At 60.5% G+C, this 24,728-nt stretch carries 16 protein-coding genes, 1 tRNA gene and 1 pseudogene; 8 read left to right on the plus strand and 10 right to left on the minus strand.

Translation table 11 applies throughout. The annotated features are described in order from the left end of the window. Positions 1–32 precede the first annotated feature (32 nt). Positions 33–437: a c-type cytochrome domain-containing protein gene (locus tag NXS98_RS06915; protein WP_283847749.1), complete on the minus strand. Its 405-nt coding sequence runs from the start codon at positions 435–437 to the stop codon at positions 33–35. 255 nt (positions 438–692) lie between these two features. Between NXS98_RS06915 and NXS98_RS06920 the strand changes: the two genes are divergently transcribed. Then, positions 693–780 (plus strand) — tRNA-Leu (locus tag NXS98_RS06920). Between the two features lie 111 nt (positions 781–891). Here NXS98_RS06920 and NXS98_RS06925 read toward each other — a convergent pair. Genes NXS98_RS06925 through NXS98_RS06935 form a run of 3 tightly spaced genes read right to left on the minus strand, consistent with a single transcriptional unit; the run spans position 892 to position 6,491 of the window. Beyond that, positions 892–2,355: an autotransporter-associated beta strand repeat-containing protein gene (locus tag NXS98_RS06925; RefSeq protein WP_283847750.1), complete on the minus strand. Its 1,464-nt coding sequence runs from the start codon at positions 2,353–2,355 to the stop codon at positions 892–894. After that, positions 2,345–3,232, minus strand: coding sequence for an autotransporter-associated beta strand repeat-containing protein (locus NXS98_RS06930; RefSeq protein WP_283847751.1), 888 nt, complete (start codon positions 3,230–3,232; stop codon positions 2,345–2,347). The genes NXS98_RS06925 and NXS98_RS06930 overlap by 11 nt, the downstream gene beginning before the upstream one ends. Further along, positions 3,168–6,491 carry a LamG-like jellyroll fold domain-containing protein gene (locus tag NXS98_RS06935; RefSeq protein WP_283847752.1) on the minus strand — a complete coding sequence of 1,108 codons (3,324 nt, stop codon included), beginning with the start codon at positions 6,489–6,491 and terminating at the stop codon, positions 3,168–3,170. The genes NXS98_RS06930 and NXS98_RS06935 overlap by 65 nt, the downstream gene beginning before the upstream one ends. Positions 6,492–6,756: 265 nt before the next feature. On the opposite strand from NXS98_RS06935, the gene NXS98_RS06940 reads away from it, so the two are divergent. Then, positions 6,757–7,587 (plus strand): class I SAM-dependent methyltransferase, encoded by an 831-nt coding sequence (locus NXS98_RS06940; protein WP_283847753.1) that lies wholly within the window; start codon positions 6,757–6,759, stop codon positions 7,585–7,587. Between the two features lie 15 nt (positions 7,588–7,602). Then, a complete protein-coding gene (locus NXS98_RS06945; RefSeq protein WP_283847754.1) occupies positions 7,603–8,304 on the plus strand; it encodes a class I SAM-dependent methyltransferase in 702 nt (233 codons plus the stop codon). Here NXS98_RS06945 and NXS98_RS06950 read toward each other — a convergent pair. From NXS98_RS06950 to NXS98_RS06965, 4 genes are read right to left on the minus strand one after another with little or no spacing between them, the layout of a single operon-like run. Further along, positions 8,301–9,689 carry an MATE family efflux transporter gene (locus NXS98_RS06950; protein WP_283847756.1) on the minus strand — a complete coding sequence of 463 codons (1,389 nt, stop codon included), beginning with the start codon at positions 9,687–9,689 and terminating at the stop codon, positions 8,301–8,303. The genes NXS98_RS06945 and NXS98_RS06950 overlap by 4 nt on opposite strands. Beyond that, entirely contained in the window at positions 9,686–10,837 is a 1,152-nt protein-coding gene (locus NXS98_RS06955; RefSeq protein WP_283847757.1) for a glycosyltransferase family 4 protein, read from the minus strand. Before NXS98_RS06955 ends, NXS98_RS06950 begins: the two co-directional genes overlap by 4 nt. After that, complete coding sequence (locus tag NXS98_RS06960) at positions 10,834–11,850, minus strand: glycosyltransferase family 4 protein (protein ID WP_283847759.1); 1,017 nt, start codon at positions 11,848–11,850, stop codon at positions 10,834–10,836. Before NXS98_RS06960 ends, NXS98_RS06955 begins: the two co-directional genes overlap by 4 nt. Before the next feature lie 11 nt (positions 11,851–11,861). After that, a complete protein-coding gene (locus tag NXS98_RS06965) occupies positions 11,862–12,599 on the minus strand; it encodes an O-methyltransferase (RefSeq protein WP_283847760.1) in 738 nt (245 codons plus the stop codon). A gap of 234 nt (positions 12,600–12,833) precedes the next feature. Between NXS98_RS06965 and NXS98_RS06970 the strand changes: the two genes are divergently transcribed. The 4 genes from NXS98_RS06970 to rho all read left to right on the plus strand — a co-directional run bounded on the left by NXS98_RS06970 (position 12,834) and on the right by rho (position 18,282). Beyond that, the gene (locus NXS98_RS06970; RefSeq protein WP_283847761.1) at positions 12,834–13,283 is read left to right on the plus strand and encodes an arsenate reductase ArsC; all 450 of its coding nucleotides are present in this window, start codon (positions 12,834–12,836) and stop codon (positions 13,281–13,283) included. 67 nt (positions 13,284–13,350) lie between these two features. Beyond that, positions 13,351–14,352, plus strand: a complete 1,002-nt coding sequence (locus NXS98_RS06975) for a S41 family peptidase (protein ID WP_283847762.1) — start codon at positions 13,351–13,353, stop codon at positions 14,350–14,352. An 84-nt stretch (positions 14,353–14,436) separates the two neighbouring features. Further along, positions 14,437–16,596, plus strand: a complete 2,160-nt coding sequence (rpiB, locus tag NXS98_RS06980) for a ribose 5-phosphate isomerase B (protein ID WP_283847763.1) — start codon at positions 14,437–14,439, stop codon at positions 16,594–16,596. A 165-nt stretch (positions 16,597–16,761) separates the two neighbouring features. After that, positions 16,762–18,282: a transcription termination factor Rho gene (gene rho / locus NXS98_RS06985; protein ID WP_425499939.1), complete on the plus strand. Its 1,521-nt coding sequence runs from the start codon at positions 16,762–16,764 to the stop codon at positions 18,280–18,282. Between the two features lie 103 nt (positions 18,283–18,385). Here rho and NXS98_RS06990 read toward each other — a convergent pair whose 3' ends face one another. Then, the gene (locus NXS98_RS06990) at positions 18,386–18,880 is read right to left on the minus strand and encodes a hypothetical protein (RefSeq protein ID WP_283847764.1); all 495 of its coding nucleotides are present in this window, start codon (positions 18,878–18,880) and stop codon (positions 18,386–18,388) included. 116 nt (positions 18,881–18,996) lie between these two features. On the opposite strand from NXS98_RS06990, the pseudogene uvrA reads away from it, so the two are divergent. Next, positions 18,997–21,948: pseudogene (gene uvrA, locus NXS98_RS06995) on the plus strand (excinuclease ABC subunit UvrA); the annotation flags it as partial. Between the two features lie 58 nt (positions 21,949–22,006). Here uvrA and NXS98_RS07000 read toward each other — a convergent pair. After that, positions 22,007–24,535 carry an O-antigen ligase family protein gene (locus tag NXS98_RS07000; RefSeq protein WP_283847766.1) on the minus strand — a complete coding sequence of 843 codons (2,529 nt, stop codon included), beginning with the start codon at positions 24,533–24,535 and terminating at the stop codon, positions 22,007–22,009. Between the last annotated feature and the right edge of the window lie 193 nt (positions 24,536–24,728).

Consider the following 24,728-nt stretch of genomic DNA (forward strand, 5'->3'; position numbering starts at 1 on the left):
CGGCTCCGCCGCGCGGGGCAGCCCGCAAGCCTTTACTTGGCCCCCTGATCTATCCACGCCCGGATCAACCCCACCTGCTCCTTGCTCAGCGGCTCGCCTTTGCCCTCGGGCGGCATGTGATGGTCAGGGTCTTCCGTCACCCGCGCCACAGACAACACCAACAGGCTTTCCTCACTTTTGCCCGGCACCACCGCCTTGCCCTTGCCGCTCTTGAGCGTCGCCTCCAAACTGTCAAGCCGCACCCGGCCCTTCTGCTTATCCGGACCGTGACATTCAATGCACGACTTTTCAAAAATCGGTTTGATGTCCTTTTCGTAAGTCAAACCCTTTTTATCGGACGGCGGCGGCAGCTTGGCGGCCAAATCGGCGGCCACCAACGCCAGCGCCCCTGCCAACGCCAAACCGGCCACCCCGAAAAACACGCGATGTCTGTTCATGGCGGCAATATATAGCACCAGCCCCTTTGAACGCCAATTTTTCTAATTAAGTTTATTGTTGCTTCTTATTTTTCACTGCCCTTATCAATGCACCTACCGCACCCCGTCTAAGATTATGCCCAAAGGCCCGGTTGCCTGGCAAAACTGCAAGCACAGGCATGAATATCGCCTAACCTCCAACTCTCCGCCCAGTGTGCAGGCTTGCGGCCCATGCCGGTTTGCCGTAAGGTGCGGGCCATCCGATGGTTTACCCGCGCCGGTGTGGCGAAATGGCAGACGCACAGGACTTAAAATCCTGGGACCGTAAAAAGTCGTGTGGGTTCGAGTCCCACCACCGGCACCATGCTCGATTTTTCCCCCGCTAAAAGGAGATTATGCAGGAGTTGGCGCGCTGCAGCCATGCTCCGGCAACAGCGCGCCCAAGGTTAACCATTCACCAGCTTCCACCCTCATTTCATGGGCTGACAATGATGAAGTATCGCTGGCGTTGTTCAGCAAGAATGGGCAGGGTTTGAGCAAAGCTGCCGTCCAATCCAAACCGGCCACTGGCCACTTCCTCCCATTCCACCAGCGGCAAGGCAAGGTTGTCGGCCGCCAAAACGCGGTAAAGGTCTCCCGGCCGTCCACCCGTTCCGCTCAGTATCAGGTTGTTTCCTTCGCGCACAGGCGCAGCGAAGACCGGCGGGGTGGGCGGCAGCGCACGCGCCACCTGGATGGTGCCGTCCACCGTCAAACGGGAAGTATCCCACCGCAAGCCTTCCGGCAGTAGCGGCAACTCCAAACTGGCAAAACTGCCCGCAAACGCCACTGCGTCAAAAAGATCAAAGGCATCCCCTTCCGCCAGCGCATCGCCGGTGGCGGTCACCTGGAGGGTGCCGCCGCAATATTGAGTCGCCACGCCCACAATGCGGTCACTGCGCAGCACCAGCCCTGCCTTGTTAATTTCCATGACCAGATTCCCCGCCAAAGCCAGGTCTTGGGCGAGGGTCAAGGTCACCAAACCAGTGCCCGGCTCCAAAGTCGCCCCCTCCTCCACCGCCACCGGCCCGGCCAGCGCGCCCTCAACCCTCAAAGTTCCGGCGCTCACCACCGTGCGGCCGGCGTACGTATGATTGCCCCGCAATGCCAGAAGGCCGGAGCCGGTTTTGCGCAGGCCGCCCGGCCCTGACAACACGCCTGAGAGTTGAATGGTGTGAACATCCGTGTCCAGGGTCACGTCCCCATTGGTGCCGGTCAACGTCATGGCCAGCACGCTGGTCCAGCTCTGCCAGGCGCCCAAGGTGCCGCCGCCGAGGTTGATAAGGTAAGTGGTATTATTGTCCAGGTTGCCGCTCTTCAACCCGGAGGGTCCCAGCCGGAAGATGCCGCCTTCCAAGTTAAAGGTGTCCGTGTCGGCAGTCTCACCCCGGCCATCCAACACAATGCCATGAGCGATGGCCACGCCGCCGGTTTGCGTGAAGATGCCCGTGCCATCAATGCCTATGTACAGGATGCCATTTTGTTCGGCCACGGCATTCTGGTTCACCACGCCGGCGGGCACGTTGGTAATGTTCAGAGTGCCGCCGCCGAGGAGGTAAGAACTGGTGTTATTGGGCCAGTGCCCCACGCGCATTTCCAAGGTGATGAACACGTCGCCACCATCCTGCACGACATCACCGGTCGTACCGCTGATATTCCCCACGTTGATGCGTCCCACCACCGGGCGGGCGCCATTTTGAATGATCAGCCGGCCGTAGATATCACGCCCCACCTCCAAACTTTGGCCGATTTCCATCTGGGCGCTGCCGTCCATAATCATCGCCCCCTCGCCAGGCGTGCGAATATACACATTGCCCGCGCCCCGGATATTATTGGTCAGCACAAACTTGTCCGTGCGCCAGAAGTAAAGTGTGGAATTAACAATAATATCACCCGCCACGGAGCCACTTTCCCCCCCCGTTGCCCAGGAACAGGTTACCCGCGCTGACCAACGTGCCACCGGTGTAGGTGTTGTCCGCGGTCAGGAACACATTGCCCGCCCCCTGCTTATGCAGCAGACCGTCACCGCCAATCACCCCCGCCAGGGTGAAATCCGTGCCCGAGTTGCTCGCGGCCTCCACAGTGTTGCTTCCCGTGATGAATCCGCCGCCGCGCAAGGTGGCCGTGCCGTTGTCCTTGAATAAACGAGCGCCATTGCCCAGGGCAAACGCCTTGTCCTGCGGCTGCGAGCTGCCCCAGAACATCACCGTGGCGCCGTTGGTCACCACCATCACCCCGTTGCTGCCGAGGTAGGTGTTGCCTTCCACCGAAAAGGTCCCCTGCAACACGGAAATATCCCCCAGCTCTGTATTACCCACACTGACCAGCGAAAACTGGTTGGCGCCAATCTTGGTTAATGCATGGCCGTTCCCCATAAATGCCGCATCCGGGTTGGCGCGCACATCAAATCGGCCTATGGCGTTCACGGTTGCATCTCCGCTTAAGGTGACAAAACGGAATGCGTTGTTCTGCCCCCCACCACTATTTACCAGCACCCCCAAACCATCCGGGCCAGCGCCCGCTACCGTGAATGGTTCAGCACCGAAGTTAATCGCGTTGATTTCCAGCGCGGCGCCTGCTTCCAAAAAGGTGCCACCCGCCGCTGTACCAAACGCCGTGGCCGCCGTGGGGCGCAGCCGCCCACCCTGCGCTATGATTGTCCCGTCAAAACCGGCCATGGAAGCGCCAAGGAACAGGGTGTTCGTGCCCGATTTAACAAAAAGCCCGTCCCCTGTCATGGTGTTGCCCCAAGTCACGTCGTCGCTGCGCTTGAGCACAAGTTTGGCGCGGTTTTCCACCGGGCCGGAGCCGAGATTTCCATACGCCCCGCCCTCGCCCACTTCCAGCACCCCCCCCCAGCAAGGTAATGGCACCGGCGAAATCATTGATACCGGTATTGGCGATGGTGGCGGTGCCCCCTTGGGATTTGGTTAAACTCCCGCCTCGGATGCGGCCCTCCCCTCGAAAAACATAATTTTTGCTATTCGCCTCGATGCGCCAAATGGCTGGGTACAAATCTCCCACCAGTTGAACGGTCGTCTCCACTCCGCTGTCATCGAACACCACAGTATCCCCTGCCAAAAACCGCTCGTTGCCGGCCCAATTGGGAGTTTGATTCAAATCCCACAAACCCGGCCCCGACGGATGGTCCCCCCGCCAGGTGATAGTGCCGCCCTCCGCGGTGGCCAGCAGGCGGATTTTTCCGGGCACCGAAGTGTCCAGCAGGAAGGAATAGCGGCTGTCGGTTACCACTTCCAGGTTTTCCACCAGGCCATTCAAGGTTCCACCATAGTTGATTAGTGTGTAAAACTCCGTGGTATTCAGGGGCGCCAATGGCACAATCTTTAGCGTCACCCTGCCATTCAGATAAAGGTCACCTCCCAATACCAGCAGGTCGTTGGTGCCGCCACCCTCGACGGTGGATTCTCCCAACTCAAAAACCAAAGTTGCCCCTGTCTCCAAGGTGAGATGATTGGTAATCGTCAGGGTCCCGGCACTGGTCCCCGGCTGCAACACGGTGCGCGCCCCCGCCCTCACGCTGCCATGGACCATCCCACTGCCCATAAGCGATTGTCCCTCGGGCAAATCATAGAGCTGCGCAGGCCGCAGGCTGCTGACATCCATCACGGTGCCGGCAGCAAGTACCAGATTGGTGACCCCAGCCAGGGTGGCGTTGGTTCCTAAAGTCAACCGGCCACTATTGAGGTAAATGGCCCCCTGAAACTCACCCGGCGAATCGAGCGTTAACGTGCCCGAGCCATTTTTATTCAAACGTCCGTTGCCCATGATTTCACCGTAAAGGCTGATGCTGGAGACACCGTCCACCGTATTCGTGCCGCTTAACCTCAGGGAGCCTCGCAGAACAGCATTGTCGAGCGGGGGCGTGGTGGCATTCAATAAGCGGCCGTTTTCCATAATGATATTTTTGGTGGTGGCATTGGTGCCCACCGCCCAAAAAGCCAAGGTTGCCCCCGGCCTTACCATGAGGGGTGCTGCCGGATTACCCAACTGCGTATTGCCCAGGACAGTTAACTGGCCGCCTAATACTTCCACTTCGCCCAGCCCGGTTTCGCCTAAATGCGACAAGGCAATTTCCGCCGGTCCCACTTTGATTAAACGATGGCCATTCCCCACAATGGTTCCCGCAAAAATATCAAACCGGTTCGGGCCGCCCAAGGTGGTGTCGCCCTGCAAAGTAATCACTCCCCCCAGGCCATTGTTGACCAAAGCCCCGCCGGAATTGATGATGGCGCCCACCCCATTATGGCCTGCACCGCTCACACTAACCGGTTCGGTTCCCGGGGAAATGCCCCCGAGGTCCAGCGTGGCGCCCGCCCCAATTATCGTCCCCTGCCCTGTCGCCCCCAGCGCTGCGGGATGGCCCAGCTTCAGTATGCCCTCATTTATTTGCACCGGCCCCAGAAACAGGTTGGCCGTTCCCAAAGTGAGCGTGGAAGTGCCGGATTTGGTTAATCCCAAGGCCATTCCACCCAGCGTACCCGAGCCAGTGAAACTGAAGTTCAGCGACGAGGACGCCACCACCACCCCTGCTGGAGACAGTTGGCCGCCCAAAACCACGTTGATTTGCACAAGCTGCGTATCATCAAAACGCACCACGTCTGCCTGTTTGAAGACGTCCTCGGCCTGGGTGACCAGATTGGACCAATTGGCCATGGTGAAATTCCAGTTGCCATTGGCCGTGGCCACCCATTGCAATGGGGCATTGGTGCCGTTCACCACCAGTTTAATCTTCCCCTCCTCAGTTTCATCGAGGTTTATGGAATAACGGGAATTGTGAATCACCACCGGATTAAAATCACCACGTTTGACCCCCGTATATTTGATCAACCAATAGGTGCCGTTGGCCAGTGGCGCCAGCGGATTGATGACCACCGGAGTGTTGGTAATCACCAAATCGCCCTGAATTTCCAAAAAGTCATTTTGCGGGCCTAATTCCGTCGTCGCCCCCAAGTCGAAGACCAAACGAGCAGACGAAGCAATGTCCGGGGTTTCTGGCAATACCAAGGTGCCCGGCCTCCCCGCCCCAGCAGGGTTGATATCTCCATAAAAGGTGGCTGTGGCCGTGAGACCAGCACCCGGCGCCAACACCACATAAAACTTGTTTCCTGCAATGAATGCCTCCCCCGGCGCAGGCGACCCAGGAATTTCAGTCGTATAAGTCCATGTGCGCCCCTTGACAGTCCCCGAACTGCCCGGGCCCGCATCAAAAATCGCCCAAAGCGCCCGCACCTCGGCCAGGCTATAATCCAGCCCCAACTGGGTCGGCACGCTGTTGAGGGTATAAATCCGCTCCAGCGGCAGGGCCTCATTGAAAAAGGCCACATCGTCCAAATCACAGTCATCCATTTGGTCCATGCGGCCAAACTCAAAAATGGTCGTGGCCGTGGCATCCAACCACGCCTGCGTGGTGACATTGGTGGAAACCCCGAAAATAATGGCCGTGTTCTGATTGACGCCGTCGTGCCGCAAAACCACGTGGTACCAGGTGCCATTGACCAGTGCGGGAGGGAACATGTTGGGCTGCGCATTGCCCCGTTTGAACGTCAAGCGGTTGCCATTACGGGCACGGAAAAAGCCCCATCCAATGTTGGAGCCGGAGGTGGCGCTTTGAGAACCAATACGCATCGGGCCCGGAAAATCGCCGATGTTGGGGCCCGGACGATACCAAAAGCTGATGGTGAAGGCATCGTTCAACCATAGGTCATTTTGGAAAGGCACCGTCACCCGCGAGCCATTGCCATTGTCCACCCGGTTGAAATCCAGCGCGTATCCAAACCGGCCGGGAATCCATTGCGGCAAGGTCCCGGTTCCCTGAGCTGCCAACGTCCCATCATGCGGCGTCCCCACACCGGAGGTGTCTCGCGCAATTGTGCCAGTACCCTCGTCAAAGTTCCAATACGCAATCAAGGCCGCGGACAGAGGCGAGGGAAGGGTGCCCATCAAAAAGAGCACCAGCCCCACATACACTCGTCGCCAGATGGAAGGAGATTTCAAAAAGAAGAATGCGCGCTTCATGGCAGGTTTTTCTTCAGGCCTGACCACATTCCTGTCGGGTAGCAAACCCGCCACGGTCTGCATTACCCGGACTGGCATGGTAGGGTTTTTTTGAGTTACACAATTATATAACGTCCATTTTCTGCCGTCAATTTGGAAATAGGGATTGACGCCCACTCTGCCACCCTTCTGTTTCTTCCTGTCCCCCGCAGGGATTTCTTTGCCCATCCAGATTGCGCATCCGCAGTTGTGGTAATTTGGATACTTCGGTAACATGCCCGCTGACATGAGCGATAACGCAGACCATCTTAGCACGCGCTGGCATGGCCTCCGGGCTGCGCTGGCCGGGTTGAATGGTTATGTGTTGCTGCTGCGGTGGCTCAAACCCGACCTTTACCGGGCCTGTCTTTCAGAAAACATCCGCCGGGGCGAGGAATACCTGGGCTGGGGACTGCCCCCCCGGGACCCTATTGATTTTCTATGGAAGAACCGGCCTTCAAGCCTGTCCCGGGAGGACCGCGTCCATTTGCCGCCCCGGCTGACTGACGCCGGGGGCACTTCCTTGACAGAACTGACCATGCTGGCCGCTGCGACGCGCTTGCTGCAGCCGCGCTGCGTTTTTGAAATTGGCACCTTCAACGGCCGCACCACCGCCGTTTTCCTGATGAACACACCGCCCGAGGCCCGTGTGTACAGCCTGGACTTGCCGCCCTCTGCCACGCCGACTGAAAAAAACATGATTGATTCGGATTGCAGCCTCATTCAGCGCCGGCGGCTGGCGGCGTATGTGTATGAATACGGCTTGGAGGCCCGCTTCGAGCAATTGCTGGGCGATTCCCTGGCCTTTGACCCTTCTCCCTTTGCGGGGCGCGTGGAGCTGGGATTCATTGATGGGGCGCACGCTCTGCCTTATGTCCGTAATGATACCGAAAAAATGGCCCGCATGATAGCTCCCGCCGGCCTCGTATTCTGGCACGATTATGGCGGGCGCGGACGTTTCGGGCCGCTGACAGCCTATTTGGAATCTTTGCAAGAACGACTGGCACTCTACCGCGTGCCGGGAACCACCCTGGCGTGGACCCAAGGCAGTGAATTACGCAAATTACTCCCAGATTAACCCGGTTTTTTCGCTGTGACCGCCCCCATCCAACACCTCCCTTACCAAATAGATGAAGCCGGCAACCGGCATCATTTCTACGAAAACCACTGGAAACAAGTGGGGCTGGATTTGCTCATGCGCCATTGCCCGCCCCGGGGGCAAACCCTGCTGGATTACGGTTGTGGACGAGGGGAGTTTCTCACCCTGGCGGGCGCAGCGGGCTATCAGGTGACCGGGGCGGATGTGGACCCGCAATGCGTGGCCCTGGCCGCCCAGAAAGGCCGGGCCGTGAGTTTGCAGGCGGGGGATCCCCTGCCCCAATTCGGTCCGCAATCTTTTGACATTGTCGCCTGCTTCCACGTCCTGGAGCATGTGGAAAATCCCCGGCAGGTGTTGACCGGTCTGGGCCGCATCGCCCGCCAATGTCTGATTCTGGCCGTGCCCAATCTGCGCAATCTGGTCTGGTTGTTTCATCGGCGTATCCGGCTGGATTATGTGAACGAAGGGCACCTGCAATCGTGGGATCACTACCACTTTCTCAACCTGGCCGAGCGCCATTGCGGGCTGGAGTTAATTGAGTGGGGCTTTGATGCCACCGCCCTACCCTTGTTCAGCCGGCTCACCGGCAAACTTTTTGGCGAAAAAACCCAAATTCGGCTTGAGACCGGCCTTTTCAAGCGCGCGTTTCCTTTTCACGGCATCTCGGTGCTGGGCCTTTTTCGGCCGCGCCGTTAAGACAAGGCCATGCGAAGGATATCCTTGGGGGCAAAGGGAAGACTGCGCAGCCCCTGGCGCAGGTAAAACCAGCCATTGCCGGCCAGCTCCGCCAGCGGCACCGCCAGCAACATCCCCCATAACCCCAAGGGCGCCGCCAAACATAAACTCAAGGTCATGGCGCCCACCCCGGTCAGCAGCGCCACACGGTTGAAAGGCATGACGTTGGCCGTGCAGGTAAGCGCGCCAAAGGCGCCATAAAAGGTTTGAAAACACAGACTCGCAAAATAAAAAGCCAGCATGGGCGCCGGCAGCAGGCGGGTCTGGGCGCCCTTGAATTCCAACAAGGCATTGCCCGCAACCAAAACCAGCGCCGCCAGCCCCACGAGCGTTGCCAGCATCAAGCCCAGCCGCCGGATGAAAAGCCGGGTCAACTCTTCCATGCGTCCCTGAGTGCGCATGATGGTGATTTCAGGCCATTTGACGTTGAGCCACAAATTGGCCAGTCCCACCAGGAAAAATCCCACCTGGGTGGAAAGGCCCAGGGAGGCAAATTCCGCTTCGGGTAAAATCTGACTGCCAATGAGGATATTGCCATTGGTCAACAAATAACTGCCGATGAAAGTCACGCCAAAGCGGCGGGCGTTGGGCCATAAACGTGGAAAAAGTGTGGGGTCCGGCATGACCGGCTCGGCCGGGGGCGGCACCGCTTCCAGAAAGGCCCGGCGCCACAACCGGCGGGCCAGAAAGGCGCGCACCGCCGAGGCCACCACTAATGCCATTAAACCCTGCCCGGCCAGCAGCAAACCCGCCGCCAAAACAAAATAAACCAAACTGCTCCATAGCATCGCCGCTTGATAGGCTCGCACCCGGTTGACCCCCTGACAGGCCATGCCCCAGTAAGAAGTGGCCAGATTATAGCCGGTGGCGACCAAAAACGTGAACCACGACGCCCAATTCCACCAAGGCCGAGCGGTCAGCGATATGTGAGAAGCCACCAGCAAGGTGCCCCCCAGGCCGATGACCGTCATCGCGCCCACGGCCAGGTAGAGATACAGCCGTGCCGCAGCCAGATGCACCTGGCGCAACCGTTTCAGATTAGGCTCGCCTTTCTCCGGCGGCGCGCGCAGTCCTTCGGTGTCAAAATCCTCGGCGCCCGCCCATAAAAAACTGTACACGCGCGTCAGCGCCTGGCCGAATCCGAAATCCGCCAGCACCACCAGCGTGCCCAGGGAAAGAAACAGCCACCAAATGCCCAGCTCCTTGGGCGGTAAAACCACCAGCACGAAAGGCAGCAGGAAAAATTGTGCGCCCGCACGCAGCGCCGTCCCTAGCACGCCATACAACATGGCGGAGCGCTGGATGCGCTGCCATCCCTGCCGCCAGGATGCTTGCAATCCTTTCATGAGGGGATTTGCAACAACTCCCGATAAATGGCAACATGCCCCGCCGCCACTGCCTGCGGTGTATGATATTGTGCGGCGCGCTGGCGAGCGGCCGCTGCCATCTGCTCACGCCAATCTGGCCGCTCCAACATTTCCTGGAGATGCCGGCGGATATCTGCAGGATCGCGCGGATCAAATAGAACTCCGGTGACCTCTGCTTCAATCACATCCGGAATGCCACCCACTCGCGCTGCTGCCACCGGGACTCCCGCCGCCATGGCTTCCAGAAGCGCCATGGGACAATTATCCTCCAAGCTGGGCAACACCACCAGTGTGGCCCTTGCCAGGCCCTCGAGCAATTGCCTGCGATGCCAAAAGCCTTCATGACGACACCACGGGTGTTGCGCCACCCGCGCCTTAAATTGCTGATAATACGGGTCCCGCGCATCCCCTCCGCCCGCAAACACCAGGGTCAGCCCATATTTTTCCGCCACGGGGGCCAGCGCTTCAATAAGCCGCAGGTGGTTTTTGAGGGCTACAATGTTGGCCGGACACACAAGCCAGGGCTTCTGGGACGGCTCCCTTTTCACCCTGAAGAATTCCGGGTCCACAGCGTTGGGCAACAGCCATGTCCGCCGGGCCAGCCCCTGGACTTCGCGCAAGGTATGGCGGGTCAGGCAAACCACCCCTCCCGCCCGGCGCACGGCCAGGGACTCCAGCCGCGCCCCAACCCAAAGATAAGTGAAGGGGAGCGCCCGATGCAGTCGCGCAATCGCCCGCATATTGCCATGGACGGTAACCAGATTCGGACGCCGGCTGAAAACAGCGCCCAGCGCGCAATAACGCTCCGTCCCCTGCCCATGCACCACATCCGGTTGCAACGCTTGAATTCGCTGCCGCAAGGCGCGCACGGCCGGGAGGTATAACCCGCTCAGCCCGGCAAACCGGCCGGCGGGCAGGAGGTGATAATGCACTCGCTCCCCCAGTTGGGCGGGGGCCGCCATGGGGCGGCGGGTGGTGGCCAGCACGTGCAGCTCAATCTCCGGCAGCTCCTGCAATCCCTGCAACAGAGCGGCCGGGGCCGGGCCAAATTCCGGCTCCGGCCTGTCGTACTGCCGGCGTTCATCCCGGTTGTCCGGGATAATCATGGCCACGCGCAACTTTCTCATGCCGGCGCCTTTGCCAGTACCTGCCGATATACCTCCCTGGTCTTCTCCGCCACCTGCCGCCATGTCGGCACTGGGAAATTATGCCCAGCAAAACGGTGGGCCTTCTCGTAAAACTCCCGCAGACGCCGCGCAATCGCCGCCGGGCTGTCCAGGGGGCAAAATTGAATGTGCCGCGCCGTGGGGTACCCCCCAGTCGCCCACGGCAGGCGGGACAAAAACAGCGGCAAACCTGCGGCTGAAGCTTCATAGACGGCGATGCAGCCCGTTTCAAATTCGCTCAACAACGCAAAACCCCGCGCCCGCCGCAACAGCCGCTGCTTTTCCGCCTCGCTGACAAAGCCCGCGTAACGCACCCAGCGATTATCCACCAGCGCGCAAAACTGTTGATAATAGGAATCAGTCTCCGCGTAAGGTTTGCCCAGAAAAAGCACGGGCACCTGGGCTGAACGAGCGGCTTCCGCCAACCACACCGTGCGCTTGCGCGGCGCGATGGTGGCCATGCTAATCAAGTAATCTTCCTCGGCATCCGGCTGGGCCAGCGCCGCCAGCACGTCCGCTTCCAAACCGTGACTGATGTAGTGACACCGCTGCGGATCCGCGTCGAACAAGTATTGGGCCACGGCGGGTTCAATGGGCGAACAAAAAATGAGGGCGTCCACTGTGCGAAATGACTCCCATGACAGGCGGGTGGTAAAAGCCGGCAGGAATCGCATCCCCAGCCGCACCAACAAGCGTTGCAGCCAAAGCTGGCGGCGCGGGCGGCTTGCCGTCATGTCCAGAAACTCCGTCATCACCACCTTGTAGCCCTTTTGATGGGCCAGTCGCACATTAACAGCCGGGGCGCGCCGCCCAATGTAATGAATGATGTCGCCGGTTTGTTGCTCATCCCACCAGCGTTCCGGCTCCACCTCCTCCCCCAAGGCCGCCAGCTCGCGCATCAGGCTCTCGATATGCGTTTGCGAGCCGCCATGCGCCAGATGAAACGGAATGTCATGAGAGAAAAGTATCTTCATGGGGGGTGAGCTTAAACCTGCCGGCCCTCCGCGTACTTGCGCGCATAACGCGCCGGCAGCCTTTGAAACACCCACTTCCGCACGGCATGCGGCACCACCACGGCCGCCACCTCCGCCGGCTCAAGGCGCCGCCGCCACCAGCGCCGCCGCGCCTCCCGCAAACTGGCTGGGGAAGGTTGCGGCGCGGTTTTTTCCGCCCAAAACAAACCTTCCACGCTGACGTCATGCAACTGGCAGCGCCAGTTATCCAGCGCGGAAAGATAGGGCACCAGGTATTTGCCCTTGCGCAATTTGGCATCATGCGCCAGCAACCGCGCCCCCACTGGCAGGTGGGGGTCCAAAAGAAAAAACTCATCCATCTGCTCCATCGGGCGGTTGCCGCCGTCCAGGAAAACGAGGTCAATTTCAAAGCCCGGGGCTTGCTCAGCCAGCCAGCGGGGAATGACCTGTTGCGAAAACCCCAGGAGGGGAGTGAAACGATGCATCAACTGGGGCGCCGCCTGCTGCAAATTGGCCTTCATCTGCGCAAATATTTCCGGGTCCGCCTCGATGCCCCATAAATGCCCGCTGCCCCGGGCCTCCAAAGCGCGCAACAAATGCAAGGTGCTGCCGCCCCCCAGCCAGGTGCCCACCTCCAACACCACCCGGGGGGGACGTGGCGCGGTCCGCACGGCATCCTCCAACAACTGCCGCTCAACCGCGTTTAATTGCCCCTCCAGCACGGGGCCTTGGACACCTGGATTACTCATGCGCGCAATGCCATGTGGCGGCATACTAATTTCCGTTGTCACTGCGTGACAAGGGATTATTGGCTCGCCCCTGCCAGATGGGGCTGCTCCATAATGCCAGAATGCCCCGCCTCCAGGGACTTCACATGGCAGGCATGTATGAATCCAAACTGACAATGCCCCAGCCCCATCCCTCCACCTGCTTGAGCTTGAGAAGGGCTTTGTTATTCGTCCGTCTTGTGGCATTTTGAGGGGATGGATGATTCATCTGACAAATTAAAGATATTGTTCCTGTGCACCGGTAATTCCTGTCGCAGCCAGATGGCTGAAGGCTGGACCCGTCATCTGAAGGGCCATCTCATTGAACCCTATTCCGCCGGCATCGAAAAACATGGTATGAACCCCCATGCCTTGAAAGTCATGGCAGAGGCGGGCGTGGACATGTCCCGCCAATACTCCAAAACCCTCCATGAACTGGGCGGAATTACCTTCGATTACGTCATCACGGTTTGCGGCCACGCCCACGAAAGCTGCCCGGTATTTCCCGGTAAAACCAGAGTGGTGCATGTGGGGTTTGAGGACCCCCCCGCCCTCACCCGCCATCTGCCGGATGGCGAGGAAAAGCTGGCCGTGTATCGGCGCGTACGCGATGAGATTCGGCGTTTTGTTGAATCCCTGCCCGACCGCCTGCAACCAGGGCGTTAATCCTGTGGAGTTTTCCAGTTGTCGGCATCGCGGGAGGCCGTTAGGTTTGCGTATGATGATTGGGCGCATGGTGCAACTTTGGATGCTGCTGGCCGCCGGGGCCGCAGTGGCGGCAGGGCCTTCCCTTCAAGAATTACGGGAAGTCCTCCGCAAGCACTTGGAGGGGGTTGATGAATCCATGATCGAAGAGGCGGCGGTGGAGGGCGTGCTGCGCCGCTTCAGCAATCAGGTCATGCTCGTCACACCCCCCGCCGCAAAACCGGCCAATACCTATGGGGTGGATACCAATGCTCCGCCAGCAGCCCAACCGCGGGTGTACGAGGACCAGTTTGGTTATTTGCGCATCCAGCGCCTCGAAGACAACACCGTGGAGGAAATCACCCGGCAGTTGACCGCCTTGTGCTCCTCGAATCAACTAAAAGGCCTGGTCCTGGATTTGCGTTTTGCCACGGGGCGCGATTTGGCCGCGGCCGGGCGCCTGGCCCAGTGGTTTGTGGGGCGAGGCCGCCCCTTGATGGCCTGGAAAGGTCAGAAAATTGTGGCCCCCCCCGAGGCTCCAAGTTTTCAAGGCCCCTTGGCGGTGCTGGTCAACGGCCAGACCAAAGGTGCCCCGGAGGTGCTCGCTGCCATCCTGCGTGAACAAGTCACAGCCGTGCTCATTGGCGGCCCCACCCGCGGCGACACCGCCGAATACCGAGAGGTCAATCTGTCCAATGGCCAAATCTTGCGGCTTGCCGTGGCCGCCGTGACCTTGGGCGAAAGTCAACCCCTGAAGCCCGGCGGTTTGCGTCCAGATATTCCGGTGGTGGTCAGCGAGCGCGAAGAACGGGCCTATCTGGATAACCCCTATCGCCCGGGCGAGGGCGGCGCGGAAACCGCCAGCCGGCCGCGGTTGAACGAGGCCGAGCTGGTGCGCATGAAACGCGAGGCCACCGAATCGGAAGGCGCGGTGCGCAGCCGTCTGCCGGCGCGGGTCGAGCCGCCCAACGTCGTGCGCGACCCGGCGCTGGCTCGCGGTCTGGACTTGCTCAAAGGTTTAAGTGTGCTCAAACTAGGCCGCGGCTCCTGAGGCCGGAACGCCCGGGCGCCCCAAGGCGGGATTTTCCGTTGACGCCAACGCCTGTCTTGACCAAGTTGACCGCTGGTTGACGGCATGAAGACCGTATTATTTGTCTGCACCGGAAATATTTGCCGCAGTCCAATGGCTGAGGGATTGTTGCGCTATCTGACCCGCGAGCGGGGAGGTTACCGCGCAATGTCCTGCGGGCTGGGCACCCTGGAGGGCCAGCCCCCCAGCGCCCATGCTGTCCGGGCCATGGCGGACCTCGGCATTGATATTTCCCATCAGCGCAGCCAGCCCATCAGCGCCGCGCTGGTGGACCAGGCCGACGTTATTGTGGGCATGACCCGCAGTCATGTGGAGCAGGTCCTGCTGCTCTACCCCCAAGCGGCCGAAAAAACCTTTCTGTTGCGCGAATTTGACGACTCCTTGCCCAATCACCAAAAAGACATCGCCGACCCCATTGGCATGCCCTACGAAGTGTATGTCGAATGCCGCCGGCAAATCGAACAAGGAATCCGAGCCATGTTGAACTTTTTTGAATCCACTCAGAACCAGCGCGAAACCTCTTCCCAATTACGCGCCGCCCTCGGGGCGGACCATGGCGGTTTCGCCCTCAAAGAAGCCCTTAAACCCGTGCTGGAGGCCAAAGGGTTTGCCATCGAAGACCACGGCGCCAATTCCACTGAATCCTGCGATTACCCCGACTACGCCCAGGCGGTGGCCGAAGACGTGGTGGCCGGCAAGGCAGCCTTTGGACTTTTAATCTGCACCACCGGCATCGGCATGAGCATGGCCGCCAACAAGGTCCCCGGGGCGCGCGCGGCGCTGGTCACCACGCCGGAACTGGCCCGGCTGGCCCGCACCCACAACGACGCCAATATCCTGTGTCTGGGCGCCAAAGTGACCCCCCCGGAAACCGCCAAGGCAATTCTGGAAGCCTTTTTGGAGGCGGGTTTTGAAGGCGGACGCCATCAACGCCGCGTGCTCAAGATGGAAAAAGGCGTCAGCCTGCCCAGCCTCTGGCTCCGCCACACCGACCCGGCCATTGCCGATGCCATTGCCCGCGAGCGCCAGCGGCAGCAGGAAAATATTGAGCTAATCGCCAGCGAAAACTTTACCAGCCTGGCCGTCATGGAGGCCCAAGGCTCGGTGCTGACCAATAAATACGCCGAGGGTTACCCCGGCAAACGCTGGTATGGCGGCTGTGAAAATGTGGATGTGGCCGAGCAACTGGCCATTGACCGGGCCAAAGCCCTGTTTGGCGCCGAGCACGCCAACGTGCAGCCCCATTCCGGCAGCTCGGCCAACATGGCGGTCTATTTCGCCATGCTCAAACCTGGGGATAAAATGCTCACCATGGACTTGAGCCACGGCGGACATTTGACCCACGGCAACAAAGCCAATTTCTCCGGCAAGTTCTTTGAAATCATTCATTATGGTGTGCGCCGCGAGGACGAGCGCATTGATTACGATCAACTGGCCGACATGGCCCGCCAGCACCGCCCGCGCATGATCACCGTCGGCGCCAGCGCCTACCCGCGCATCATTGATTTCGCCAAAATGGGGGAAATCGCCCGGGAAGTGGGCGCGTTGCTGCTGGCCGACATTGCCCACATCGCCGGCCTGGTGGCCGCCGGGCTGCATCCCAGCCCGGTGGGGCACGCTGATTTCGTGACCACCACCACCCACAAAACCCTGCGCGGCCCGCGGGGCGGACTCATCCTCTGCAAAGCCCAGTACGCCAAGGAAATTGACTCCATCACCTTCCCCGGCATCCAGGGCGGGCCGTTGATGCACGTCATCGCCGCCAAAGCCGTGTGCTTCCAGGAAGCCATGCAGCCAGAATTCAAGACTTACCAGCAAAACATTCTCAAGAACGCGCAAGCCCTGGCCCAAGGCCTGGCCCGCAATAACTTCCGGCTGGTGAGTGGCGGAACCGACAACCATCTCATGCTGGTGGACGTTGGGGCCCGTGGCTTGACCGGCAAAGATTGCCAGATTGCGCTGGACGAAGCCGGCATCACGGTGAACAAAAATACCATTCCCTTTGAAACCCGCTCGCCCTTCCAGGCCAGCGGCATCCGGCTCGGCACGCCTGCTGTCACCACCCGTGGCATGGGCGAGCAAGAAATGGCCGCCATTGCGGACATGATTGCCGAGGTGTTGTTCGACTTGAAGAATCCCGCCACCGCGCATCAAGTGCGGGAGCGCGTGCGGGAGCTGACCGCAAAATTCCCCTTGCCCTATTAGCATTTGCTGTTAAGTTACCTAGGTCACCAGCCCGCACCGGGTTGGGAGCTGTTTTAACCCGCGTTAGGACGATGCATTCCAACGATGGCGCGCCGGTTCGCCGGCAGTTGCCGCCGTTTTGACCTGCCGCGTTAGATTTTTAACAACATTTACTAACGAGAGATTATGCCAAGAACCGCCAAAACGAAGACGGCCAAAAAGAAGGCCGCCCGCAATTTAACCGAAGAGGCCGCCGCCGCGCAGGATGCGCCCGCCGCCGCGGCCGCTGCCGAAGCCACGGCGGCCAAACCGCCTGCCCCGCCCGCAGCCGAAGCCGAAAAGGAAGGGCCGGTGCGCGAAGCCTCGGACCTGCGGCCGCCCCAACATGCCATCGAAACCACCGAAGGCATGAATGAGGCGCCAGCCCCGCCTGCCGACCGTACCGCCCCCGGCTCCATCAACATCGCCAAGCTGCAGGCCATGAGCATGCCGGAGCTGACGAAAATGGCCAAAGAATGGGGTGTCGAAAACTTCGGCACCATGCGCAAGCACGAGATTATTTTCCAGCTCCTCCAAAAGAATGCCGAGCGCAGCGGCGTGATGTTCTCCGAGGGCGTGCTCGAGGTGTTGCCGGAGGGTTTCGGCTTCCTGCGCTCGCAAAGCTTCAACTACCTCCCCTGCCCCGAGGACATCTACGTCTCCCCCTCGCAAATCCGCCGCTTTGACCTCCAGACCGGCAACGTGGTGGCAGGACAAATCCGCCCGCCCAAGGAAAAGGAAAAATTCTTCGCTCTCCTCAAGGTGGAGGCCGTGGATGGCGAAGACCCCGAAAAGGCGAAGGACAAAACGCATTTCGACAACCTCACCCCGCTGTTTCCCAACAAACGCTTCATTCTGGAAACTGAGCCGGATGAGCTGTCCACCCGCGTGCTGGACCTCATCTGCCCCATTGGCAAGGGCACCCGCGGCCTCATCGTGGCCCCGCCCCGCACGGGCAAAACCGTGCTCATGCAAAAACTGGCCAATGCCATCCTCCGCAACAACCCGGAGGTTTATCTCATCATCCTCCTTATTGACGAGCGCCCGGAGGAAGTGACCGACATGGAGCGCACCTGCAAAGGCGCCGAGGTGATTAGTTCCACCTTCGACGAGCCGCCCGAACGCCACGTGGCCGTGGCCGAAATGGTCATTGAAAAGGCCCGCCGCATGGTGGAACACAAGCGCGATGTCGTCATTCTGCTCGATTCCATCACCCGCCTGGCCCGCGCCTACAACACCGTGCAGCCGCACTCGGGCAAGATTCTCTCCGGCGGTGTGGATGCCAACGCCCTGCACAAACCCAAGCGCTTCTTCGGCGCGGCGCGCAACATCGAAGAAGGCGGCTCGCTCACCATCATGGCCACGGCGTTGATTGACACCGGCTCCCGCATGGATGAAGTCATCTTTGAGGAGTTCAAAGGCACCGGCAACATGGAAGTGCATCTGGACCGCCATCTGGTGGACCGCCGCATCTTCCCCAGCATCAACATCGAGCTCTCCGGCACCCGGAAGGAGGAGCTGCTCTATCACCCGGATGAATACCAGAAAATTGTCCTTCTCCGCCGCGCGCTGACGGGCGTGCCGCCGGTGGAAGCGATGGAGCTGCTGCTCAACAAGCTCAAGAAGACCCCCAACAACATCATGTTCCTCCTGAGCCTGTCGGTTTAATCCGGACATTTCACCTTCGCCAAAGGAAAACACAAATACCCCGCTCCACCAGGAACGGGGTATTTTTTTGCCCGGGAAAAGAGAGAAACCGCCACCGGCCTTTTTACAATTGCAGGCGCGGGTCCTTGTCCAGCATCTCGCTCAAGTTGGTCCAGGAAGTTTCGTTCATCGTATTGAAAGCGTGCAGATACACAATCACCGCCTCCCGCGGATGCTTTTCCAGCAGGAAATCCACCGCCGCCTTCAATTTTTCGTCCTCCACCTTTTCCGGCAGGTCATCCACCACGCCCTCCTTGTGGGGAATGCCCAGGTGATCCAGAAAATCCGCCAGCATGGCGGTTTGCTTTTTCAGCAGCCAGGTCCGAATTAAATTGCTTGCCGCCGGTTCCATGTGGGGCTTGGTCAACATTTCCAGCATCAGCTTGTGCCGTTGCACCCGCGGTTGCCGCTCCAAAAACACGGGCCGCACCCGCCGGGCTTCCGCAACCGCAGCCATGGTGGCGCGATACACCGGTTTGTCCGCCGCGTAGGCATGCTCAATAATGTCATTGGCCACTTCCGGCGGAATGAACGCTAACAACTCGTTGGACGTCATCATAAACGTTTAACGTGCCGCGCAGTCTAAACGGGAAAACCACCGGCTGGCAAGTATGGCGTGCGCTCCAGGCTGGCCGCGCGTTTGACAAGGCCCGCCCGGGCCGTACATTCACCGGCATGGCGAGCAAGTCCGGGCCGTCCTGCATCCGCCTCCGCGGCGTGCGGCACAACAATCTCAAAAATTTCGATCTCGACCTGCCCCTCGGCCGGTTGGTGGTCATCACCGGCCTCAGTGGCTCCGGGAAAAGCTCCCTGGCGTTTGACACCTTGTTTGCGGAAGGCCAGCGCCGGTACATCGAAACTTTTTCCCCCTACGCCCGGCAGTTCTTTGACCGCATGGACAAGCCCGCGGTGGACAGCATCGAGGGCATTCCCCCCGCCATTGCCATTGAGCAACGCAACACCGTTCGCTCCACCCGCTCCACCGTCGGCACGATGACCGAGCTGTGTGAACTCCTGAAACAGCTCTGGCCTCACCTGGCCCAGCTCCATTGCTCCGGCTGCGGCCAGCCCGTCCGCCGTGAGCCCCCCGAAATCGTTTGGGAAATCATCTCCGCCCATTGGCCGGACCAGGAGGTGCTGGTGACTTTTGATTTGCCGCTCACGGCCAAACTCAGCCTGAAAGAATGTCTGCATCTCATCCAGCGTCAGGGTTACCGCCGCCTGCTCATTGAAGGACAGATTGTTGAAATTGACCAGGCTTCCCCCGGCTGGCAATCCTCCCACCCCGCCTCCGTCACCGTCATTCAGGACCGCCTGCGCCTCTCCCCCGCGCACCGTTCCCGCGCGGTGGAGGCCTGCGAGCAGGCCTATCATTTCGGCCACGGGCGTTTGCGCGTCTGGCCCCTGCGCGAGGGCCGGCCGGCGCCCGGCGAAGCGCGTTCATTCAGCCTGCATTGGCACTGCGCGCCATGCAACCTGGCTTATCCCCCGCCCGTGCCTTCGCTCTTCTCCTTCAATCATCCTGCGGGCGCCTGCCCGGCCTGCAAGGGCTTTGGGCGCATCATCACCGTGGATTACCGACGCGCCCTTCCCGACCCCTCCAAAACGCTCAAGGAAGGGGCCATCAAGCCATGGCAAAGCGGCATGAGCCGCGAATGTCAGGACGATTTGATGACCTTCTGCAAAAAGCGCGGCGTGCCCGTCAACGTGCCTTTCCGGGATTTGCCGCCCGACATTCAAAAATGGGTGATTGAAGGTGACCCCGATTATGGCAAGGATGCCGCCCACCAATGGCCCCATTGCTGGTACGGGCTGCGCGGTTATTTCCGCTGGCTGGAATCGAAAACCTATAAAATGCATGTGCGCGTGCTGCTGTCACGGTACCGGACCTACACCCTTTGCCCTTCCTGCAACGGCACGCGCTTGAAACCAGAAGCCTTGAATTACCGGCTGCCGCCCCCCTGCCCTCCGCTGACCCTCCCGGCATTTCACCGGCTGACTCTGCAGGAAGCCCTGCAAGTGGCCATGCAACTGCGGCAGGCTCATTCCTGGGAAAGCCATCATCCGCTGGCGGTGGTATTGGATGAGGTTTGCGCACGGCTCGGCTACCTGGTGGAAGTGGGGCTGGGTTACCTGACCCTGGACCGTCCCACGCGCACCCTCTCCGGCGGCGAAACCGAGCGCGTCAACCTTGCCACCTGCCTGGGCACCCGCCTGGTGAACACCTTGTTTGTTTTGGATGAACCCAGTGTCGGGTTGCACCCGCGGGACACTCACCGTCTCGTCAAATTACTCCAACGCCTGCGCGATGCCGGCAACACCGTCGTGGTGGTCGAGCATGAACCTTTGATCATCCAGGCGGCCGATCAGGTGGTGGATTTAGGCCCGGGCCACGGCGCAGAAGGCGGCCATCTGGTGTTTCAAGGTAGTCTATCAGAGCTCCAGCAATGCCCGCCCTCACTCACCGGCGCTTATCTAAGCGGCCGGCGGCAAATCCCCCTGCCCGTGCGGCGGATGGTAAAGGATGAGGACCCGCGCCTGGTCATCCGCCATGCCAACGCCCACAACCTCAAGGATTTGACGGTCGAGATTCCACTGGGGCGGTTCGTCGCCCTCACGGGCGTCAGCGGCTCCGGCAAGACCACACTGTTGCGTGATGTCCTGCTGCCGTTGCTCGCGGCCCGTTTCACCGGGTTGACGGTCGAAACCTCCAAAGACACCGAAACGGCAGAAGACGAGCCAGGAGACTGGGAAAACGAGCCGGAGCCAGCCTCCGCAGCTACTTTGGAAGGCGCAGAAGCACTCGGGCATGTGGTTTGGGTGGATCAATCCCCCATCGGCCGCACGCCCCGCTCCAACCCGGCCTTGTACACAGGCGCCTTCGAGGCTTTGCGCGAATTTTTTGCGCAATTGCCCATGGCCGCTTCTGCCGGGCTTAAGGCCAGCGACTTCAGCTTCAACTCCGCCCGCGGCCAGTGCGCGTACTGCCGGGGCGCCGGCTTTGAAAAAGTGGAAATGCAATTCCTGAGTGATGTGTTCATTCGCTGCCCGGCCTGTCAGGGCCGCAGGTACCGCTCGGAAGTGTTGAATATCACCTTTTCCGACCCCCAATCGCCCGCGCGCTCTTATAGCATTGCGGATGTGCTCGAAGCTTCGGTCGAAGAAGTTCAGGCGCTGATGGAGCGTTTCCCTGATTCGGCGCCTGCCCGCCGGGCCGCGGCAGCCCTGCAGGTTTTGCAGGACGTAGGGCTGGGCTATTTACGGCTGGGCCAGCCCATCAACACCCTTTCCGGCGGCGAGTGCCAGCGGCTTAAGCTGGCCCGCCATCTCGCCGAATTTTCCATGGCAACCCACCCCGCCTCCAGCCAGCCCACCCTGTTCCTTTTCGATGAGCCAACCACCGGCCTGCATTGGGAGGACGTGCGCGTGCTGCTGGAGGTCTTCAAAAAGTTGGTGGACCAGGGCCATTCGCTGCTGGTCATCGAGCACAACCTCGAAGTCATCAAAGCCGCCGATTGGTTGATTGACTTGGGCCCCGAGGCCGGCGCCGAGGGTGGCCGAATCGTCATTTGCGGGCCGCCGGAAATCGTGGCGGGTTGCGAGGCGAGTCATACCGGCGCGGCCCTCCGAGCCGATACCCAGTTTGCCCAGCATTGGCGGACGGCATCCAGCCCGGTTGCCTGAGCTAACGCCCGGCCCGCATCACCGGAGCCATGACCCGCTCGGCCAGGGCTAGCATTCGGCGGGCGGCGGATTCCGTCTGGCCGGCGTCCCATTCGGTTTGCGCCACCAGATAAATCAGGCGCGGGGCCGCGGATGGCTGACCGGCCAATTGGCGTAGAAGTGAAAGGTCTCTTTGCTCGGCGGGCAGATGAAAGATGGCCTCCGCCAATGCGTGCAGGACATTGGTATCACTGGGATTTTGCATCCACCGCGCCCGCCATTGTTCCACCGTGGCCTCGGTAAAAGCTGGCATCAAATGCCGGTCCAAAGTCCCCGGTGGCAGATGAATGCGACATAACCGCTCCGCCAGATGGTAGGCTTCCGTGTGCTTCTTTTCCGCCATGAGTGCCTGCAATAGCAACCATTGGCCGGCGGGCAGGTTGATTTCTCTCCCCAGGGCATTGGTGGCCGCCGCCACATCGCCTGCGCGCAGCAAGCGCGACGCCATCTCCACCCCCTGCACACGGTTGGTCGCCTGACGGCAGGCCTCAACCGCCAGGGCACGCAGCCCCCGCTGCAGCGCAAAATCGGCCAGAGTCAACAAAGCCACAGGTGTATCGGGCGTCAAGGACCAGAGGGTGGCCGGTTGTGGCTCCGCCTGCCAGGCAATCTCAAAGGCTTCGCGAAAATCATCCGGGCGCTCCAGCGGGGCCGCGCGCAAGAACTCCAGGGCCACATGCGGCTCGCGTGCGGCGAAATGCCTTGCGAACCGCAAACCCAGCCGCGGTTGCAGCGGATTGAGCCGCATAACCATCCATGCCTCCTCGCGCCCCCGCTCCGGCGACGCTCCGAACGCCAGGTCAAGCCAGGCCAGTTCCAACCGCAGCTCCCACTGATAAGGGTCCAGCCGCAGGGCCCGTAAAAACTCCTCCCGCAGTTGGACAGCCTGCAGCATTTGTTCCGTGCGCGGCTCATTTTGCAGCGCCAGCACCCGCGCCCGCAACCAGGCCACCCGTCTTTCGCTTGCCCAAGGCCAAAAGCGCAAGGATTGTTCAATCGTGGTGGCTTGGGCCGTGGGCAGGCTCTGTTTCAACCGCTGCTGCCAGCGCCAGAAACTCCACCCTTGGGCCACTGCCACCAGCACCACCGCAGCGCCCAGGGCATAATGCCAGATGATTTGGGGAACCGGCAGGGCCGGCGGCACTTCCGGACGGTGCGGCTGCTCCAACAAACCCACAGCCATTCCCAGCAACGCCGCAGCAAACAGCAAATTGGCCTGGGTCTGCCCCACAAACTCAAACTGGCCATGCACCCCAAAGGCCGCCAGCGCCGCCAGCGACCCGATGAGGATTTCAGGCTCCGCCACCTTGCGTCTCAAAGCCTCGCGCAGCACCTTGAGGAAAAGCACCCCCACCAGCGCCAGCCCCCAGACCGTGCCCGTGGCGCCGGTTTCTGCCATCCATTGCACGACATCATTCTCTGCGTGCCAGAAGGTTTTGTCTCCCGCAAAAGTTTTGAAGTGATTGAACGCAGGCGCAAAAGCGCCCGGCCCGACGCCAAACCAGGGGAAATGCGCCGTCATCTCCATCGCATCCTTCCAAATGGCTCGTTTGAAGGCCAAATCCCTGCCGCCGCCCTCCAATCGGTCCAGCACCAGGCCGCTGGCAGCCAACATAATCAGCAGCAACAGTACCACCCCGCCCGTGCAGACCAGCAGCCGGCTCCGATTTTTTGAACGCCGCCCCAGGTACACCAGCCAGACCACCAATCCCGCCCCGAATGCCAGACCACCCGCGCGCGACCCACATGCCACCGCCGCCACCAGAGCCGGCACCAGGACCACCACCAACAACAGAATCGTGGGCCAGCGACGCCGGGGCCGCGGGCGCCATTCTGAGCACGCCCGATGCAGCGGCGAAAGCGTGCGCATGCCCCACGCCAGTCCTAATAACACCCCCATGTAAGCCCAGTTGGCAAAATGATTGCGATTCGCAAACGTTCCGGCGGCGTACTGATAACGATTTTCCCAAATCCCCAGCAGGTGACTGGAGTCCACCCAGCGCAGCCAGGCCTCCGCCAGCACCAAAATCAACAACGCCCCCATGACAAACCGCAGGAATACCAGCGGAAACTGGCGCAGATGCGCGCCTTGCCGCGCCAGCCAAAACACCAGCACGGCCTGCAATAATTCCCAGTATCTTTGCACCGTTCCGGCGGGGGATAGCGTCAACGTCACCCAGGGTTCCACCATCCCCGGTTCCAAAGGAAATTGCCGGGCCAATGCGGCTCGCCCGGGACTAAGGTATTGCACCCAACTGAGAGGGAGAGGGATTAAATACAAGACCAGCCCTGCCAGCGCCATCCAACGCCACCAGCGCGGCAGCCAGATTTCCTGGCCGCGCCCCAGTTCTTCGGCCAGCCACAAAAGGCTCAGCCCCAACAACAAACCCACCACGGCCTGCCCTTCCGCTGTGACTGAACCAAACAAGAGCGGCGCCGCCGCCAATGCTGTCAACCATGGATAATGCCGCCACATGGGCGGCTCCATCATGCCGTGCCAAGGCCTTCACGTCGAATCAAAACCTGTGACAGCGCTGCGCGCCACCGGATGGAGTAAAGGAATCGTGCCATCGGATGTATATGCCGGTGACCCGTTGCGATACGGCCTCGCCAAGTTGCTTTACTTCCATGATTGCCAGCCTTCCATCTCCAGTTATATTAAGGGACTTGAGGCGGGTGCGTAA

The sequence above is a fragment of the Fontisphaera persica genome (assembly GCF_024832785.1).
In the GTDB taxonomy this organism is placed as follows: Bacteria; Verrucomicrobiota; Verrucomicrobiia; order Limisphaerales; family Fontisphaeraceae; genus Fontisphaera; species Fontisphaera persica.